We start from the raw sequence: 15192 nt of genomic DNA on the forward strand, positions 1-15192 counted from the left end.
CGCAAAATAATGCAGCCTGCAAGCGGGGTAAAACTTAAAAACTATTGTTTTACACGGATTTTTGCAAAACCATCCCTAGCAGACATCAGAAATAGTGTTACGTAAAAATTACGAATACTGCATACACCCCGCCGGGCGCGGCCCGGCGCTACCAAAGAAAAACCCCGCCGAAGCGGGGTTTCTCTCAACTCATCAGCATTCGCCGAATATCAGTCGATATCCAGGAAGCTGCGCAGCTGCTCCGAGCGGCTCGGGTGACGCAGCTTGCGCAGGGCCTTCGCTTCGATCTGGCGGATGCGCTCGCGGGTCACGTCGAACTGCTTGCCGACCTCTTCCAGCGTGTGGTCGGTGTTCATGTCGATGCCGAAGCGCATGCGCAGCACCTTGGCTTCCCTCGGGGTGAGGCCGGCCAGCACGTCGCGCACGGTTTCAGACAAGTTGATGTTGGTGGTGTTCTCGATCGGGGACTCCACGTTGGTGTCCTCGATGAAGTCGCCCAGATGGGAATCCTCGTCGTCGCCGATCGGGGTTTCCATCGAGATCGGCTCCTTGGCGATCTTCATCACCTTGCGGATCTTGTCTTCCGGCATGTCCATTTCCTTGGCCAGCTCCTCCGGCGTAGCCTCGCGGCCGTACTGCTGGAGCATCTGGCGGGAAATGCGGTTCAACTTGTTGATCGTCTCGATCATGTGCACCGGGATACGGATGGTGCGTGCCTGGTCGGCAATCGAGCGGGTGATCGCCTGGCGGATCCACCAGGTGGCGTAGGTCGAGAACTTGTAACCGCGGCGGTATTCGAACTTGTCCACGGCCTTCATCAGGCCGATGTTGCCTTCCTGGATCAGGTCGAGGAACTGCAGGCCGCGGTTGGTGTACTTCTTGGCGATGGAGATGACCAGGCGCAGGTTGGCCTCGACCATTTCCTTCTTGGCCTTGCGGGCCTTGGCTTCGCCGTAGGCCATGGCGCGGCTGATTTCCTTCAGCTCGTCCAGGTCCAGCAGGGTCAGCTTTTCGATGTCGATGGTGGCCTGCTGCTCGGACACGATCTGGTCCTTCACCTCACGCAGCGCCGAGGACCACTTCTGCTTACGCTTCAGTGCGTCTTCCACCCATTCCAGGTTGGTCTGGTTGCCTTCCCAGGAACGGATGAAGTCCTTGCGCGGCATGCGGGCGGTGACGGTGGCCAGGTTCAGCACGCGGCGCTCATGCGACTTGATGTCGGCCATGGTGTCGCGCAGCTGCTTGGTCAGCACGTCGGTCAGCGGCAGCGGCAGCTTCAGGGTGACGAACACCGCCGACATCTCCTCGCGGAGCTTGGGCAGGTTCTTCTTGTCGCCCTTGGCGGCAGCCTTCTTGAAGGCATTGAACGCGTCGGTCAGCGCCTGCATGCGCGCGGCGACTTCCTCCGGGTCCGGACCGGTCGGTGCGGCTTCTTCATCACCGCCGTCGACATCATCATCTTCGTCTTCGTCGCTGTCGTCGTCGCTGTCGTCGCTGTCATCGGACGCAGCAGCGGCCGGAGCCGGCACTTCGTCGGAGAGGTCGTTGAAGCCGACGATCACTTCGGCCAGGCGCTTCTTGCCTTCCTTGTGGGCGTCGTAGTCGGACAGCAGCGATTCGACCGAGACCGGGAACTGGCCCAGGGCAGCCTGCACCTGCGAAAGGCCTTCCTCGATGCGCTTGGCGATGGCGATTTCGCCTTCGCGGGTCAGCAGCTCGACGGTGCCCATTTCGCGCATGTACATGCGCACCGGGTCGGTGGTGCGGCCACCTTCGGTGTCCAGCGCACTCAGCGCTGCGGCGGCTTCTTCGGCCGCGGTGTCGTCGACCTCACGGTTGCCCGTGTTGCCGTCGTTGAGAAGCAGGGTTTCCACATCCGGCGCAACTTCATGGACATCAATGCCCATGCCGTTGATCATGCCGATGATGTCTTCGATCTGTTCCGGGTCGACCATGTCGTCCGGCAGATGGTCATTGACTTCGGCGTAGGTCAGGTAGCCCTGTTCCAGGCCCTTGCTGATCAGTTGCTTGATTTCGGATTGGGCAGGACGTTCGTTGGCCATGTAGTGCTCGCGCCACCGGCTAGGGAGAAATAGGGAACGTAGCATTATACCAGCCCGGGGCCCCGCCTGCCGGGCGGTGGTCCCGGCGGCCTAGGGCCTGAGAAGGAAGGTCACGGGACCGTCGTTGACCAGGCTGACGACCATATGGGCACCAAACCGGCCCGTTTCCACCCCCGGGGCGTGTTTTTCACGGCAGATCCCGACAAATCGATTGAACCCGCGTTCAGCCTCGTCCGGCGGCGCGGCGCTGGTGAAGCTGGGGCGCATGCCCGACCGGGTATCGGCGGCCAGGGTGAACTGGCTGACCAGCAGCAGCCCGCCCCCGGTATCGCGCAGCGAACGGTTCATTTTCCCCGCCTCATCTGCAAATACACGGTAGCCAAGCAGGCGATCGGCCATCCGCTGCAGCTGCGCCTCGGTATCGCCCGGTTCCATGCCCACCAGGGCCAGCAGGCCGGGGCCGATCTGCCCGACCGCCTCGCCCTCCACATGCACGGCAGCCTGGGTGACACGCTGGATCAGGACGAGCATCGAAGGGCTCCAGATAACGGGGGCGGCCACGATAGCAGCGCCCTTGGCTAAACTGGGGCCAATGAATCCGCAACGCAAAGCCCGGCTGGTCCATCGCGCCACCACCCTGTTCGCCCGCCTGCCCTGGCCGCTGCTGCGGGGGTTCGCGCACGCCGTGGCCTGGGCATGGATCCGCCTGAACGCCCGCGAGAGCCGGGTGACCCGGCGCAACCTGGAGCTGGCCTACCCGGAGATCACCGGCGACGCGCGCGACCGCCTGCACCGCGAGCTGCTGCGCTCGACCGCCCTGCAGGCCATCGAAACCCTGCGCCTGTGGAGCCGGCCGCCGGCCGACAACCTGCGCCTGCACCTGAAGGAACAGCACGGCGCGGCCCTGTACGACGCGGCCCTGGCCAGCGGCAAGGGCGTGATCGTGGCCGCCCCGCACTACGGCAACTGGGAGCTGTTGAACCAGTGGCTGGCCTCGCGCGGGCAGATCGCCATCGTCTACAAGCCACCGGAGGACGAGGCCAGCGACGCCTTCCTGCAGCTGGTGCGTGGCGGCCAGAACGTACAGCAGGTGCGCGCTGAAGGCCCGGCCGTGCGCCAGCTGTTCAAGGTGCTCAAGGACGGCGGTGCCACCGGCATCCTGCCCGACCAGCAGCCCAAGGCCGGCGACGGCGTGTTCGTGCCGTTCTTCGGCGTGCAGGCGCTGACCATGACCCTGGTCAACCGCTTGGCTGAGCGCACCGGCGCCACCGTGCTGTACGGCTGGTGCGAGCGCATCGGGCCGGACATGGAGTTCGCCCTGCACATCGAACCGACCGACCCGGCCGTGGCCGATCCGGACCCGCAGGTGGCGGCCACCGCGCTCAACGCCGGCATCGAGCGCATCGCCCGGCGCGATCCCACCCAGTACCAGTGGACCTACAAGCGCTACACGCTGCGCCCGCCGGGCAGCGGCGAAGATGACCCGTACGCCACCGAAGAACATCCGCATTGAGGACGGCGGCGGCTGGCCTGCGACCGGCTGCCGCGGTACGTTGAATACCGCGCTGGCGCCCCCATAGAGACTGCGATGTCTGCCTCCCCCGGTCCTGCCATGCCTGCTTCTTCCCTGTTCGGCGATCCCGCCGCGATCCGCTGCGAACGCGCGGTGGCCGAGCTGCGTGCCGGTCGCCCGGTGCTGCTGCACGATGGCCACGGCCAACGCCTGGCAGTGATCGCGCTGGACAGCGCCACGGCCAGCAGCTTCGCCGCCTTCGCCAGCGCTGCGCGCGAGCGTCATTACCTGTTCCTGACCGCCACCCGGGCCCGCGTGCTTGGCGTGGAGGCCGCCGAGGGTGCGCGCCTGCCGCTGGCCGGCGTAGCCTTCGATGCCCTGCCCTCGCTGGGCTACCTGCGCGAACCGGGTCCGATGCCGGAAGGCTGGAGCGCGGGCGACGACTTCGATGCCGGCGCAGTGGAGCTGGCCCGCCTGGGCCTGCTGCTACCGGCGATGGTGGCCGTGCGCCTGGACACCGGCGACCCCACCTTCGACGGTGCGGCCGAGGTGGCCCTGTGCGACCTGGCCGAAGGCGCGGCCCATGCCGCCCATGACTACGAACTGGTGGCGCGCTCGCCGGTGCCGCTGCGCGACGTCGGCATGACCACCTTCGCGGTGTTCCGCGGCGGCGTGGCCCAGCGCGACCAGGTGGCGATCATCGTCGGCGAGCCCGACCTGTCGGCGGTGGTGCCGGTACGCGTGCATTCCTCGTGCCTGACCGGTGACCTGTTCGGTTCGCTCAAGTGCGACTGCGGCGACCAGCTGCGGCGCGGCCTGCGCAAGCTGAAGGAACTGGGTGGCGGCGTCCTGCTGTACCTGGACCAGGAAGGCCGCGGTACCGGTATTGCCGCGAAGATGCGCGCCTATGGCTACCAGCACGACGGCCTGGACACCATCGACGCCGATGCACAGCTCGGCTTCGGTGCCGATGAGCGCCGCTACGGCAGTGCAGTGGCGATGCTGCGCGGCCTGGGCATTTCGCGCGTGGCCCTGCTCAGCAACAACCCGACCAAGGCACAGCGCCTGCGCAATGCCGGCATCGAAGTGCTGGACTGCATTCCGGTCACCGGCGAGATCACCGCCGAGAACGAGCACTACCTGCGCACCAAGGCCGACCGCGCCGGCCACATGCTCGATGTCGACGCGCTGATCCAGGCCGCCCAGTAACGCGGCCGACCTGCTACCGTCTGCGCGGGGTGGCCACAGCCACCACCGCCCTGCCCCGCTGCCCGACGGACACCGCGTGACCGAACTGCCTTCGCCTGCATCGCCGCACCTGGACCACCTGGACCACTGGCAACCGCTGCCGCTGCGCGCCGCCCGCCTGGCGGCGCTGGGGGGCGCCTTTGGCGGCCTGTTCGTGCCCGGCGCGCCACTGGCCGCCGCCTGGTGGTTCTTCGATCTGCCCGGTGGCCTGTGGGGTGCATCGGTCGGCCTGCTGGCGGGCCTTGCGTTCGGCGCCTGGCTCGGCCACCGGCGGATGACCCGTACGCGCTGGCGGCTGGATGCCCAGGGCCTGGGCCTGCGCCGCGACCTGATGTGGCAGCTGGAAACCCGCATCCCCATCTCCCGCGTGCAGCACCTGGACCTGCGCCGTGGGCCGCTGGAACGCCGCGCCGGGCTGGCCACGCTGATCGTGCACACGGCCGGTACGCGCCTGAGCGCGGTGACCGTCAGCGGCCTGGACGAGGCCGATGCCGAGCGCCTGCGCGACACCCTCGCGCACCAGCTCGACCAGGACGCCGACGCGCTGTGAGCCTGCCGCCGTCCCTGCCGCCTGCGCTGCCCGGCGATGGCCAGGAGCATCGCCTGCATCCCTGGTCGTGGCTGTTCGTGCTGCTGATGCAGCTGCGCCATTACCTGCTGCCGCTGGTGGCGCTGCTGGTGTTCGGCCAGCGCGGCGACCGCGACCCGATGTGGGCACAACTGGTTCCGCTGTCGGCCATTGCCGTGCTGGTACTGGTCTCGGTGCTGCAGTACCTCAGCTACCGCTACCGCATCGGCAGTGATGCGATCACCGTGCGCAGCGGCCTGCTGTCGCGCAACCGCCGCGAGATTCCCTTCGCCCGCATCCACAACGTGGAGGTGCGGCAGAACCCGCTGCACCGCCTGTTCGGGGTGGCGGAGCTGCGCCTGGAATCGGCCGGTGGCGTGCGCCCGGAAGCGGAGATGCGCGTACTGAAGCTGGACCAGGCGCTGGCGCTGGAACGGCTGGTTCGCCAGCGCGGCCAGGCGCCGCAGGCCGTGGCTGGCGATGCAGCGCAGGACAGCGCCGGCGACGAGGATGAGCGCGTGCTGCTGCGCCTGTCGGCGTGGGACGTGCTGCGCATGGGCCTGCTTTCCAACCGTGGCTGGGCCTTGGCCGCGGCCGCCGTCGGCGTGCTGTTCCAGACCGTGCCACGGCCGATGATGGACGACGCCCTCCAGCGCGGTGGCCGCCAGGCCTTCGGTTACGTCAGCCACCTGCACGCGGGCCTGACCGGCACGCTGCTGCTGGTGGCCGCCGCCCTGCTGCTGGGCTGGCTGGGGCTGCGCGTGCTGTCGGTGGTGCTGACCGTGCTGCGCTACCACGGCTTCACCCTGAGCGAGCGCGAACGCCGGCTGACGGTGTCCACGGGCCTGCTCAGCCGCACCCGCAGCAGCGTGGCGCGGCGCCGCATCCAGGCATGGACCCTGCGCGAAGGCACGCTGCAGCGCTGGTTCGGCCTGCGCCAACTGCGCATCGACAGCGCCGCCGCCGGCCCCGCACGCGATGACGACCGCGCCCTGCGCGAGCTGGCGCCGCTGGCCGCGGCCACCACCTGCGAAGGGTTGGTGCAGCACCTGCTGCCGCAACTGCAGTGGCCGCCGGCACAGTGGCAAGCTTTGCCGCAGCGCGGCTGGTGGCGGCTGAGCCTGGGCAGCCTGGTGCTGGTGCCGTTGCTGGCGGCCGCTGCGTACTGGCGCTGGGGCCCCTGGGGGCTGCTGGTGCTGGCCTGGCTGCCGGTGGCGCTGCTGGTGGCGCATCGGCAGATGGCGCGCATGGGCTGGCATCTGGATGACCAGTTCGTGGCCGTGCGCGGCGGCTGGTGGCAGCGCTGGTGGCGCTGGGCCGAACTGGACAAGGTGCAGGGCCTGCGCCTGCAGCGCTCGCCGCTGGACAAGCTGCTGGGCACCGCCAGCCTGCAGCTGGACACGGCCGGTGCCCATGGCGATGTGGCGCTGGCGCTGAACTACCTGCCGCAGGCGCAGGCACAACAGGTGATGGAGCAGCTGGCCGCAGCGCTCGCGCGGCGCAAGCTGCGCTGGTGACGGCGGGGTACATGGACACCCGCCGGTAGAGTCGACCGTTGGTCGACTATCGCGCGCAGCGCGAGGTTTCCGGACAATTGATGGAGAGCAGTCGACCAACGGTCGACTCTACCCCATCACCGCTGCGACGGGCCCCAGTACCCCAGGTCTTTGCGGATCTGCAGGTCACGCATCCAGCTGCCGAACGGCTTGCGCCGCAGGGCGCCCATTTCGCCGGACAGGAAATCCTCGGTCGCGGTGATCACCCGCTCGCTGGAGCGGCCATCGCGGAACGGGTGGATGGCATCGGCATAACGCACGATCTCCGCCTGCAGCGCCGCCTCCGGGTGCAGCGCGCGCTGCAGCATCGCCGGCAGCTGCGCCGGCAGCTGCGCCGCATCATCGAAGTCGATCATGTGCGGCTTGGGCACGCGGTTGCGGAAGGTCACCACCGGCTTGTGCTGGACGATGAACTCCGAAACGATCGACGAGGTATCCGACACCAGCACGTCGGCCGCACGCTGGGCGGCCATCACCTGTTCCGGCTCGATGAAGCGCGCATTGGCACCGGCCAGCGCGCGGTAGCGCTCGAACAGTTCCGGCGGGCACTTGGGGTGCAGGGTCAGCAGCCAGTAGCGCTCACCGGCGGCGATATCGGCGGCGATCGGCGCCAGCAGGTGCGGGGCCGCACTCAGGCGCTCGGTGAACGTCGAGCCGAACAGGATGACCGGACGCCCGCCGGCCGGCGCACGCAGCGCGGCACTCTCGCCACCATCGTCGCGGAACAGCGGATCCAGCTTCGGCCAGCCGGTTTCGGCCACCGCGAAGTGCCCCTGCTGATCGGCGATCTGCCGGAACGGCGCGGTGGTGGCCGGCCCCTGCGTGCAGTACAGGTCGAACATGCCGCGCACCCGGAAGTGGCCACGTGCACTGTCCCGCTTCTCCACGTTGAAGCCATGGAACAGCTGCACCTTGGCCCCGGCGAGGAAGGTCGGCACCCAGTTGGCGGCGCTGAACACCGCGCGCGGGCGCATCGCCAGGGCCTGCTTCAGGCCGATGCTGGGCACCCCGGGCAGGCTGCTGCCAGCCGCGCCGCCCTCGAACCAGGCGGCCACCTCCTGCCCGGACGCGTGCAAGGCCTGCGCCAACGGGGCGAGAATAGGCAGCGCATAGCGCTCCGTCGCAAACAACAGGTACCCGGCCATCATGTCCTCCACGACCGCTCCCATCGAACGGCCTCGCATCTCGGCGTGCATTATCGCGTTCAACGAGGCCGGGCGCATCGGCGACTGCCTGGCCTCGCTGGCCTTCTGCGATGAGATCGTGGTGGTGGACTCGCAGTCCACCGATGCCACCGTGGCGATTGCCGAGGCCGCCGGCGCCCGCGTGCTGCAACGCCCGTTCGACGGTTTCCGCAGCCAGAAGGCGTTCTGCGTCGAGCAGGCCCGCCACGACTGGGTGCTGTGCCTGGACGCCGACGAGCGCGTCAGCCCGGAACTGCGCACGGCCATCGAGCAGGCCCGCGACGGCGGTTTCAGCGGCCACGCCGGCTACCGCTTCGCCCGCCTCTCGGAGTACTTCGGGAAGTTCCTGCGCCACGGCAACGCCTACCCGGACCGGGTGATGCGCCTGTTCGACCGCCGCCAGGGTGGCTGGCGCGGCAAGCGCGAGATCCACGAAGCGGCCAGCGTCGATGGCAGCGTCGGCACCCTGCGCGGTGATCTCATCCACTACCCCTACCGCTCGCTGCAGCAGCAGCTGGCCAAGACCGAGAAGTACGCGCGGATGATGGCCGAGCACGAATTTGCACGCGGCAAGCGGGCCACGCTGGGCAAGCTGGTGCTGGCGCCGGCCTGGCGGTTCTGGCGCGGCTTCGTGTTCCGCGGTGGCTTCCGCGATGGCTGGCACGGCCTGGTCTACGCCTACGTGCGCGCCAACTACGTGCGGCAGAAGACCATCATGCTGTGGATGCTGGGCAACGGCCAGGCCGTGGCCGACCCGCGCAGCGAATGATCCACGGGGCATGCCCCATCCACGCATGGCGTGGTTCTACTTCGCCGGGCATGGCCCGGCGCTACCGGGTCCCCGCCGCGCATCCGTGTCGACCAACGGTCGGCACCTACCAGTAGATCCACGCCATGCGTGGATGAGCGCAACGGTCGGCACCCACCACCGCAGAACCCCCGTCAGGCCTTCGCCCGGTGCCGTGCGCCTTCCAGCAGCGACAGGCCGGTCAGCAGGCCGACGATGGTCACGTAGAAACTGGCCGTCATCTGGTGGGCGAACATCGACTGGGTCAGCCCGCACAACGCGTAGGCAATGACGATCATCACGCCCGCCGCCGCCGGCCCGCGGAAAGTGACCCGCCCGCTGCGCCGGTGCAGATGGACGAACACCCACAGTGGCACGCCGTACACCGCGATCAGCATCAGCAGGCCGGGCAGGCCCTGGGTCGCCGCCCATTCGGCCACGTCGTTGTGTGCATGGCCCAGGTGGCAGCGCACTTCGGCGGGGTCTTCGCGGCAGGCCGGCACGCGCTGCATGGCGCCGTCGAAGTGGCCGATTCCAACACCGGTCAGCGGATGGTCGAGGAAGGTCTGCCAGGCCACCTGCAGGCGCTCGACACGCGCACCGGCAGAGGAATCGACGTCGCCCTGCTCCAGCTTCTGCACATCGCTGTGCAGTTCGGTCAGGCGCACCTGGTGGCGCAGTTCGGGCACCGACAGCAGCAGGGTGGCGCCGATGGCCAGCATGCCCGCCAGCACCGACAGGCGGGCCACGCCGGTCCGCCAGCGCAGGCTCAGGGCGAGGACCACCAGCAGCGCCAGCAATGCAGCGAAGACGCCGCGGCTGCCGGTCAGCACGATCGTGCCGCAGCCGGCCGCCATGCCGACAATCACCAGCGACCAGCGTCGCGACGGGCGGCAGAACACCAGCAGCACCATCAGCATGACCACGATGTCGGCCAGCACGATGGCATTGGTGGTCAGCTCGGCACGCGGCGCGCCCTGCAGCACCTGCACCAGCGACAGCACGAAGCTGCCCAGCAGGCCGGCCAGCGCACCGCGCCAGAGCCAGCGCAGGTCCGGGCGCAGCGCACAGACCCACAGCGCGATCCACGGGATGACCAGGAACCGCGAACGGTTGTCGACATCACGCAGGCCCTGCTCGAACAGCAGCACCGACAGCAGGCCCAGCGCCACCGCCGCCAGCATCAGCGCGGTCAGCGCGCGCACGGGCGTGCCGCCCATGCCCCGCGCGCGCCACAGCAGCTCCGGCGCCAGCAGCGTGCTGACCAGCAGGGTCAACGCATACGGCAACAGGTTCACCGGTACGGTCAGTACCAGCGCCGGCATGCAGAACAGGCCGATCTGCGCGATCCAGTGCGCAGCGCCAAGGCGACCGCCGGCAGGCGCGGGCAACGGCTCGGCGCGGGTGGGGCTCAGGTTGTCCGGTGAAGCTGGCACGTCGGGATTGATCGCTGCGGTCATGCGGAAGAAAACGGCGGCCCATGTCGCAGACCGCCCGCCTGATGTTTTACTGCCTTTGTGCACGCTTGGGCAGTCTGGACAATCCAGCCGCCACGTTATTGCTCGTTTCTCTGCAACCGCCGTTCACGTTTCAGTTCGGCTTCGGTCGGTACGCAGGGGCCATGCACCGCTCCGGCCGGTACCAACCACCAACGGCGACGGTTGGCGACACCGGCCAGCACCGCCCCGTCGCGGTCCACGCAGCCCAGCAGCGTATCCTCCTGGACCAGCAGCCAGCGCCGCTGCGGCGACAATTGTTGCCACTGCACCCCCGCCTGCAGCTGCTCATGCCAGGGCACGGTGAAACCAAAGGTTGCTGCCGGGCGGTCCACCATCAGCAGGTTCTGTTCCTTCCAGGCCACCAGGCCCAGCTCCGCATCGGCACCGATGCGCGCCCCGACCGAGCGCATCAGGCCGCGGGCCGAGCTGGAATCATTCAGCACCGGGTAGCCGACCAGGCTGTACAGCACCCACACCACGGCCAGCATCGAGACCAGCGCCAGGTGCCGCCGGGCCGGGCCGAACAGCAGCAGGCTGGCAATGCCGGCACCGCCCATGGCCAGCGCCGCCCACGCCATTGCCTCCATCGCCCCCGAGGCCAGGCCACGCTCCAGCACCAGCCTTGCCTCGAAACCGGGCGTGCCGAGCAGGGCCGACGCGCCGGCGGCCAGGGTGCCCAGCGCCAGCAGCAGGGTGAAGCCGCCCAGCAGCCGCTGGACGTCGCGCCGGCGCAGCAGCCCCGGTATCAGGGGCGCCAGGGCCAGGCAGAACATCGGCAGCGTGGGCAGGATGTAGACGTCGCGCTTGCCGTGCGGAATGGAGAAGAACAGCACGATCAGCAGCCACCAGCCCAGCAGCAGCAGGTAGCGTGCATCGCGCCGCTGCAGGCGCCGCCGCCACGCCGGGATCGCCCACGGCAGGGCCAGGAACGCCGGTATCCACATCGATGGCATCGTGCCCAGGAAGTACCACCACGGCTGGTGGTGATCCCACGACTGCGTGTAGCGCTTGGCCGTCTGCCGGAACAGGATGTCATCCAGGTAGGCCTGGTACTCGCCCGACTTCGTCGCCAGCGCGGTCATCACCATCGGCACCAGCCACAACGCGGCGGCCAGCACGAAGGCCAGCGGCGCCAGCCAGAAACGCAGGTCGCGCGCATGCAGGCGCACCCGCGGCCAGTGCCGTGCCGAGGCGATCGCCGCCGGCAGGATCATCAGCAGCGCGAGCATGCCCACGCCCTTGGTGATGACCCCGATGCCGGCGAAGAACCAGCCCGCCCACCACCAGCGCCAGGCCGGCCCCAGCAGCAGGTGGCGCAGCAGCCCGTAGTTGGCCAGGGTGATGAACAGCACCAGCAGCGGGTCGATCTGCGCCTTCTTGGCCTGGAAGGTGAACTGCAGCGCGAACAGCAGCGCCCAGCCGGCGTACAGGCCGACCCGGCGCGTCCACAGCCGCCGGCCCAGGTCGACCACGCACCACAGGGTGCCCAGCGCGGCGATCAGCGAGGGCAGCAGGAAGGCCACCCGCCAGTTGCCGATCACGCTGTAGAGGGTGGCCTGCCACCACATCAGCATGGGCGGCTTGTCCGAATACAGCTCCAGCCCCCGGTGCGGGAACAGCCACTGGCCGCTGTCCACCATCTGCTTGGCGACCAGCGCGAAACGTGGCTCGTCCGACGGCCAAGGGTCGCGCAAGCCGAGCCCTGCGCCAAGCACCAGCAGGGCCATCACTACGAACAACCACGTCTCGCGTGACGCGCGGGTTTTCAGCATGAGGACTTGGACAGCGGAGAGGTCAGGCTGTTTTTAGCAGACGCGCGTAGAAGAATCCGTCAGCATCGTCTTCACCGGGCAGGCGCTGGCGGGCGATGCCCTCGCAGTCCAGGCCGAAAGCGTCATCCAGCGGCGCCGCCTGGGCATCCGGGTGCCACTTCAGGAAGGCGCGCACCTGGTCCACGTTCTCCGCGCGCAGGATGGAACAGGTGGCATACAGCAGCACGCCGCCGGGGCGGAGCATCGCCCAGCAGGCTTCCAGCAGGCGCGCCTGCACCCCCACCAGCGCCTCGACGTCCTCGGCACGGCGGTGGAACATCACGTCCGGCTGGCGGCGGATGACGCCGGTGGCCGAACACGGGGCATCCAGCAGGATGGCGTCGAACGGGGTGCCATCCCACCAGGCCGCGGTATCGCTGGCGTCGGCCACCTGGGTCTGCACGTGCTCGCCCACGCCGGTGCGCGCATAGGTGTCCTTGGCCCGGGCCAGGCGCCGCGCATCGATGTCCAGCGCCAGCAGGCGCAGGCTCGGGTCGCGTTCCAGCAGGTGCGCCGACTTGCCACCGGGGGCGGCACAGGCGTCCAGCACCCGCGCACCGGCCGGCGGCGCCAGCGCATCGGCCGCGCACTGCGCCGACAGGTCCTGCACCGACAACGCGCCTTCGGCAAACCCCGGCAGCTGGTTGACCGGGCTGGCCACAGCCAGGCGCAGCGCATCGGCGCTCAGCGGGCTGGCCTCGGCGGCAATGCCGGCCTCGGCCAGTGCGGCCAGCGCCTTGTCGCGGCCACCGAGCTGGCGGTTGGCGCGCAGCCACAGCGGGGCCGGCTGCAGGCTGGCGCTGAAGATCGCCTCGGCCTGCTGCGGCCAGTCGCGCTCGACCGCCTCGGCCAGCCAGGCCGGGAACGCGTCGCGCGCAGGTTGTTCGGGGAAGCCTTCGCGCTGCGCACGGCGCAGGATGGCGTTGACCAGGCCGGCCTGGCGCTCGCGGCCCAGCGCGCGCGCGGCGTCGACGGTGGCCGACAGCGCCGCATGGGCCGGCAGTTCCAGCACGTCCAGCTGGGCGAAACCGACCATCAGCAGGGTGCGCAGGTCGGCATCGCGCGCCGACAGCGGCTTCTGCATCCACGCCTGCAGCGCGGCGTCATAGGTGCTGCGACGGCGCAGCACGGCGAAGCACAGGGCTTCCAGCAGCGCGCGGTCACGGGTATCGGCCAGCTTGGGCAGGGCCCAGGCCAGTTCGGCCTTCAGCGAACGGCCACGGGTGAACACCTGGGCCAGCACGCGGGCGGCCAGCATGCGGGTCGCAGCGCCCGGCGCGGCCTTGGCAATGGAGAAATCGTTCTGCTTCGACACCGGCTTACGCTCCCACGCGCAGGTCGCGGCGCGCATTGAGGTAGTCGGCGGCGGTGATCGCCTTGCCGCCCTCGCGCTGCAGTACGCGCAAGCGCAGGGCGCCCTGCCCGCAGGCAATGTCGATGCCTTCGCGGCCGGCGGCCAGCACGGTGCCCGGGGCCTGGCCGTGGGCCAGATCCAGTGCCACGGCGCCATGGATGCGCACGCGCTCGCCGGCCAGTTGCGCTTCGGCGATCGGCCACGGGTTGAACGCACGCACGGTGCGCGCCAGTGCCTGCGCGTCCTGCGCCCAGTCCAGCTTCGCTTCGGCCTTGTCCAGCTTGTGTGCGTAGGTGACGCCCTCTGCCGGCTGCGGCCGCGCGATCGGCTTGATGCCCGCGCGCAGCAGGCCCAGGCCATCGGACAGCACCTGCGCGCCCAGCGCGGCCAGCGAGTCATGCAGGTCGCCACCGGTGGCGGTGGCGGCAATGGCCAGCTCCTGGTGCAGCAGCACGGGGCCGGTATCCAGGCCCGCTTCCATCTGCATCAGGCACACGCCGGTGGTGGCATCGCCGGCCTGGATCGCGCGCTGGATCGGCGCGGCGCCACGCCAGCGCGGCAGCAGCGAGGCATGCACGTTCCAGCAGCCGTGGGTCGGGATGTTCAGCACGGCGCGGGGCAGGATCAGGCCGTAGGCCACCACCACCATCAGGTCCGGCTGCAGGTCACGCAGCTGTTGCTGGGCGGCCTCGTCCTTCAGGGTCTCCGGCTGGTAGACGGGAATGCCACGGGCGACCGCTTCGAGCTTGACCGGCGACGGCGCCAGGCCACGGCCACGGCCGGCCGGGCGGTCGGGCTGGGTGTAGACGGCCACGACCTCGTGATGGCGCGCGGCCGCACGCAGCGACGACACCGCGAATTCCGGCGTACCGGCAAAGACAATCCTCATGGCTACCCCACTTGCAGGATGGATTCGTGCAGAAAGAACAACGGCGCCGTCGACCGGCGCCGTACAGCCCGCGCCGGAAGCGCAGGCAGGGGCCGCCGTGAAGGGCGGCCCGCGATGGCGGTCAGGCGACGTGCTTGCGCTGCTTGGCCAGCTTCTTGCGGACCATTTCGCGCTTCAGCGGCGACAGGTAATCGATGAACAGCTTGCCGTCCAGGTGGTCCATCTCATGCTGCACGCACACGGCCAGCAGGCCGTCGGTGCTCAGCTCCTGCGGCTGCCCCTGGCGGTCCAGGAACTTCACCGTGATGGAATCGGCGCGGGTCACGTCGGCGAAGATGCCGGGCACCGACAGGCAGCCTTCCTGGTACACCTGGCCCCCGTCCTTGGCGACGATTTCCGGGTTGATGAACACCCGCGGTTCGTTCTTCTCTTCGCTCACGTCGATGACCATGAAGCGCTTGTGCACGTCCACCTGGCTGGCAGCCAGGCCGATGCCCGGGGCGTCGTACATGGTCTGGAACATGTCGTCGATGAGGGTCTGGAAGGCCGGGGTGGTGACCTCGGCGGCATCGATCAACGCAGCCTTGGTACGCAGGCGCGGATCGGGGAACTCAAGAATGGGGAGCAGGGCCATGGCTGTTTCCGGGTTGGGGGCCGGGGATACGCCGGCATACGTCGCAGATTCTATCTGCAACGCTTGCCTTGCGCCCCGGTTTCTGG

General features: G+C 69.1%; 13 protein-coding genes. 5 read left to right on the top strand and 8 right to left on the bottom strand.

All coding sequences use genetic code 11. The features are described from left to right. Nucleotides 1–209 precede the first annotated feature (209 nt). Nucleotides 210–2063 carry an RNA polymerase sigma factor RpoD gene (rpoD, locus tag AC3WL7_RS04995; protein ID WP_079223624.1) on the bottom strand — a complete coding sequence of 618 codons (1854 nt, stop codon included), beginning with the start codon at nt 2061–2063 and terminating at the stop codon, nt 210–212. Nucleotides 2064–2153: 90 nt separating this feature from the next. Continuing rightward, complete coding sequence (dtd, locus tag AC3WL7_RS05000; protein ID WP_079223626.1) at nt 2154–2594, bottom strand: D-aminoacyl-tRNA deacylase; 441 nt, start codon at nt 2592–2594, stop codon at nt 2154–2156. Nucleotides 2595–2655: 61 nt separating this feature from the next. On the opposite strand from dtd, the gene AC3WL7_RS05005 reads away from it, so the two are divergent. From AC3WL7_RS05005 to AC3WL7_RS05020, 4 genes are all read left to right on the top strand, one after another. Further along, nucleotides 2656–3576, top strand: coding sequence for a lauroyl acyltransferase (locus tag AC3WL7_RS05005; protein ID WP_108758948.1), 921 nt, complete (start codon nt 2656–2658; stop codon nt 3574–3576). 75 nt (nt 3577–3651) lie between these two features. Then, the gene (gene ribA / locus AC3WL7_RS05010) at nt 3652–4785 is read left to right on the top strand and encodes a GTP cyclohydrolase II RibA (RefSeq protein WP_492749553.1); all 1134 of its coding nucleotides are present in this window, start codon (nt 3652–3654) and stop codon (nt 4783–4785) included. 76 nt (nt 4786–4861) lie between these two features. After that, nucleotides 4862–5374, top strand: a complete 513-nt coding sequence (locus AC3WL7_RS05015; protein ID WP_295517874.1) for a PH domain-containing protein — start codon at nt 4862–4864, stop codon at nt 5372–5374. Next, nucleotides 5371–6909, top strand: a complete 1539-nt coding sequence (locus AC3WL7_RS05020) for a PH domain-containing protein (RefSeq protein WP_492749554.1) — start codon at nt 5371–5373, stop codon at nt 6907–6909. The genes AC3WL7_RS05015 and AC3WL7_RS05020 overlap by 4 nt, the downstream gene beginning before the upstream one ends. A 116-nt stretch (nt 6910–7025) precedes the next feature. Here AC3WL7_RS05020 and AC3WL7_RS05025 read toward each other — a convergent pair whose 3' ends face one another. Beyond that, on the bottom strand, nt 7026–8096 hold the full coding sequence (locus tag AC3WL7_RS05025) for a CDP-glycerol glycerophosphotransferase family protein (protein WP_492749592.1): 1071 nt from the start codon (nt 8094–8096) through the stop codon (nt 7026–7028). Here AC3WL7_RS05025 and AC3WL7_RS05030 point away from each other — a divergent pair. Beyond that, nucleotides 8095–8901, top strand: a complete 807-nt coding sequence (locus AC3WL7_RS05030) for a glycosyltransferase family 2 protein (RefSeq protein ID WP_492749555.1) — start codon at nt 8095–8097, stop codon at nt 8899–8901. The two genes, AC3WL7_RS05025 and AC3WL7_RS05030, sit on opposite strands and share 2 nt — an antisense overlap. Nucleotides 8902–9074: 173 nt before the next feature. Here the strand turns inward: AC3WL7_RS05030 and AC3WL7_RS05035 are convergent, their stop codons facing one another. The 5 genes from AC3WL7_RS05035 to def all read right to left on the bottom strand — a co-directional run bounded on the left by AC3WL7_RS05035 (nt 9075) and on the right by def (nt 15106). Beyond that, entirely contained in the window at nt 9075–10379 is a 1305-nt protein-coding gene (locus AC3WL7_RS05035; RefSeq protein WP_492749556.1) for an O-antigen ligase family protein, read from the bottom strand. Nucleotides 10380–10474: 95 nt separating this feature from the next. Next, nucleotides 10475–12190: an ArnT family glycosyltransferase gene (locus AC3WL7_RS05040; protein ID WP_492749557.1), complete on the bottom strand. Its 1716-nt coding sequence runs from the start codon at nt 12188–12190 to the stop codon at nt 10475–10477. Between the two features lie 22 nt (nt 12191–12212). Next, nucleotides 12213–13544 (bottom strand): 16S rRNA (cytosine(967)-C(5))-methyltransferase RsmB, encoded by a 1332-nt coding sequence (rsmB, locus tag AC3WL7_RS05045; RefSeq protein ID WP_492749558.1) that lies wholly within the window; start codon nt 13542–13544, stop codon nt 12213–12215. A gap of 4 nt (nt 13545–13548) precedes the next feature. After that, the gene (fmt, locus tag AC3WL7_RS05050) at nt 13549–14472 is read right to left on the bottom strand and encodes a methionyl-tRNA formyltransferase (RefSeq protein ID WP_200732495.1); all 924 of its coding nucleotides are present in this window, start codon (nt 14470–14472) and stop codon (nt 13549–13551) included. Between the two features lie 121 nt (nt 14473–14593). Then, complete coding sequence (def, locus tag AC3WL7_RS05055; RefSeq protein ID WP_079223642.1) at nt 14594–15106, bottom strand: peptide deformylase; 513 nt, start codon at nt 15104–15106, stop codon at nt 14594–14596. Between the last annotated feature and the right edge of the window lie 86 nt (nt 15107–15192).

It is taken from the genome of Stenotrophomonas sp. FW305-3-2-15-E-LB1, from assembly GCF_058787375.1.

Excerpts from the sequence above, each read along its gene's own strand:
- AC3WL7_RS05005 (WP_108758948.1), top strand. The coding sequence starts at position 2,656 with ATGAATCCGCAACGCAAAGCCCGGCTGGTCCATCGCGCCACCACCCTG.
- rpoD (WP_079223624.1), bottom strand. The coding sequence starts at position 2,063 with ATGGCCAACGAACGTCCTGCCCAATCCGAAATCAAGCAACTGATCAGC.
- AC3WL7_RS05030 (WP_492749555.1), top strand. The coding sequence starts at position 8,095 with ATGTCCTCCACGACCGCTCCCATCGAACGGCCTCGCATCTCGGCGTGC.
- fmt (WP_200732495.1), bottom strand. The coding sequence starts at position 14,472 with ATGAGGATTGTCTTTGCCGGTACGCCGGAATTCGCGGTGTCGTCGCTG.
- AC3WL7_RS05035 (WP_492749556.1), bottom strand. The coding sequence starts at position 10,379 with ATGACCGCAGCGATCAATCCCGACGTGCCAGCTTCACCGGACAACCTG.
- dtd (WP_079223626.1), bottom strand. The coding sequence starts at position 2,594 with ATGCTCGTCCTGATCCAGCGTGTCACCCAGGCTGCCGTGCATGTGGAG.
- def (WP_079223642.1), bottom strand. The coding sequence starts at position 15,106 with ATGGCCCTGCTCCCCATTCTTGAGTTCCCCGATCCGCGCCTGCGTACC.
- AC3WL7_RS05040 (WP_492749557.1), bottom strand. The coding sequence starts at position 12,190 with ATGCTGAAAACCCGCGCGTCACGCGAGACGTGGTTGTTCGTAGTGATG.
- ribA (WP_492749553.1), top strand. The coding sequence starts at position 3,652 with ATGTCTGCCTCCCCCGGTCCTGCCATGCCTGCTTCTTCCCTGTTCGGC.
- AC3WL7_RS05025 (WP_492749592.1), bottom strand. The coding sequence starts at position 8,096 with ATGATGGCCGGGTACCTGTTGTTTGCGACGGAGCGCTATGCGCTGCCT.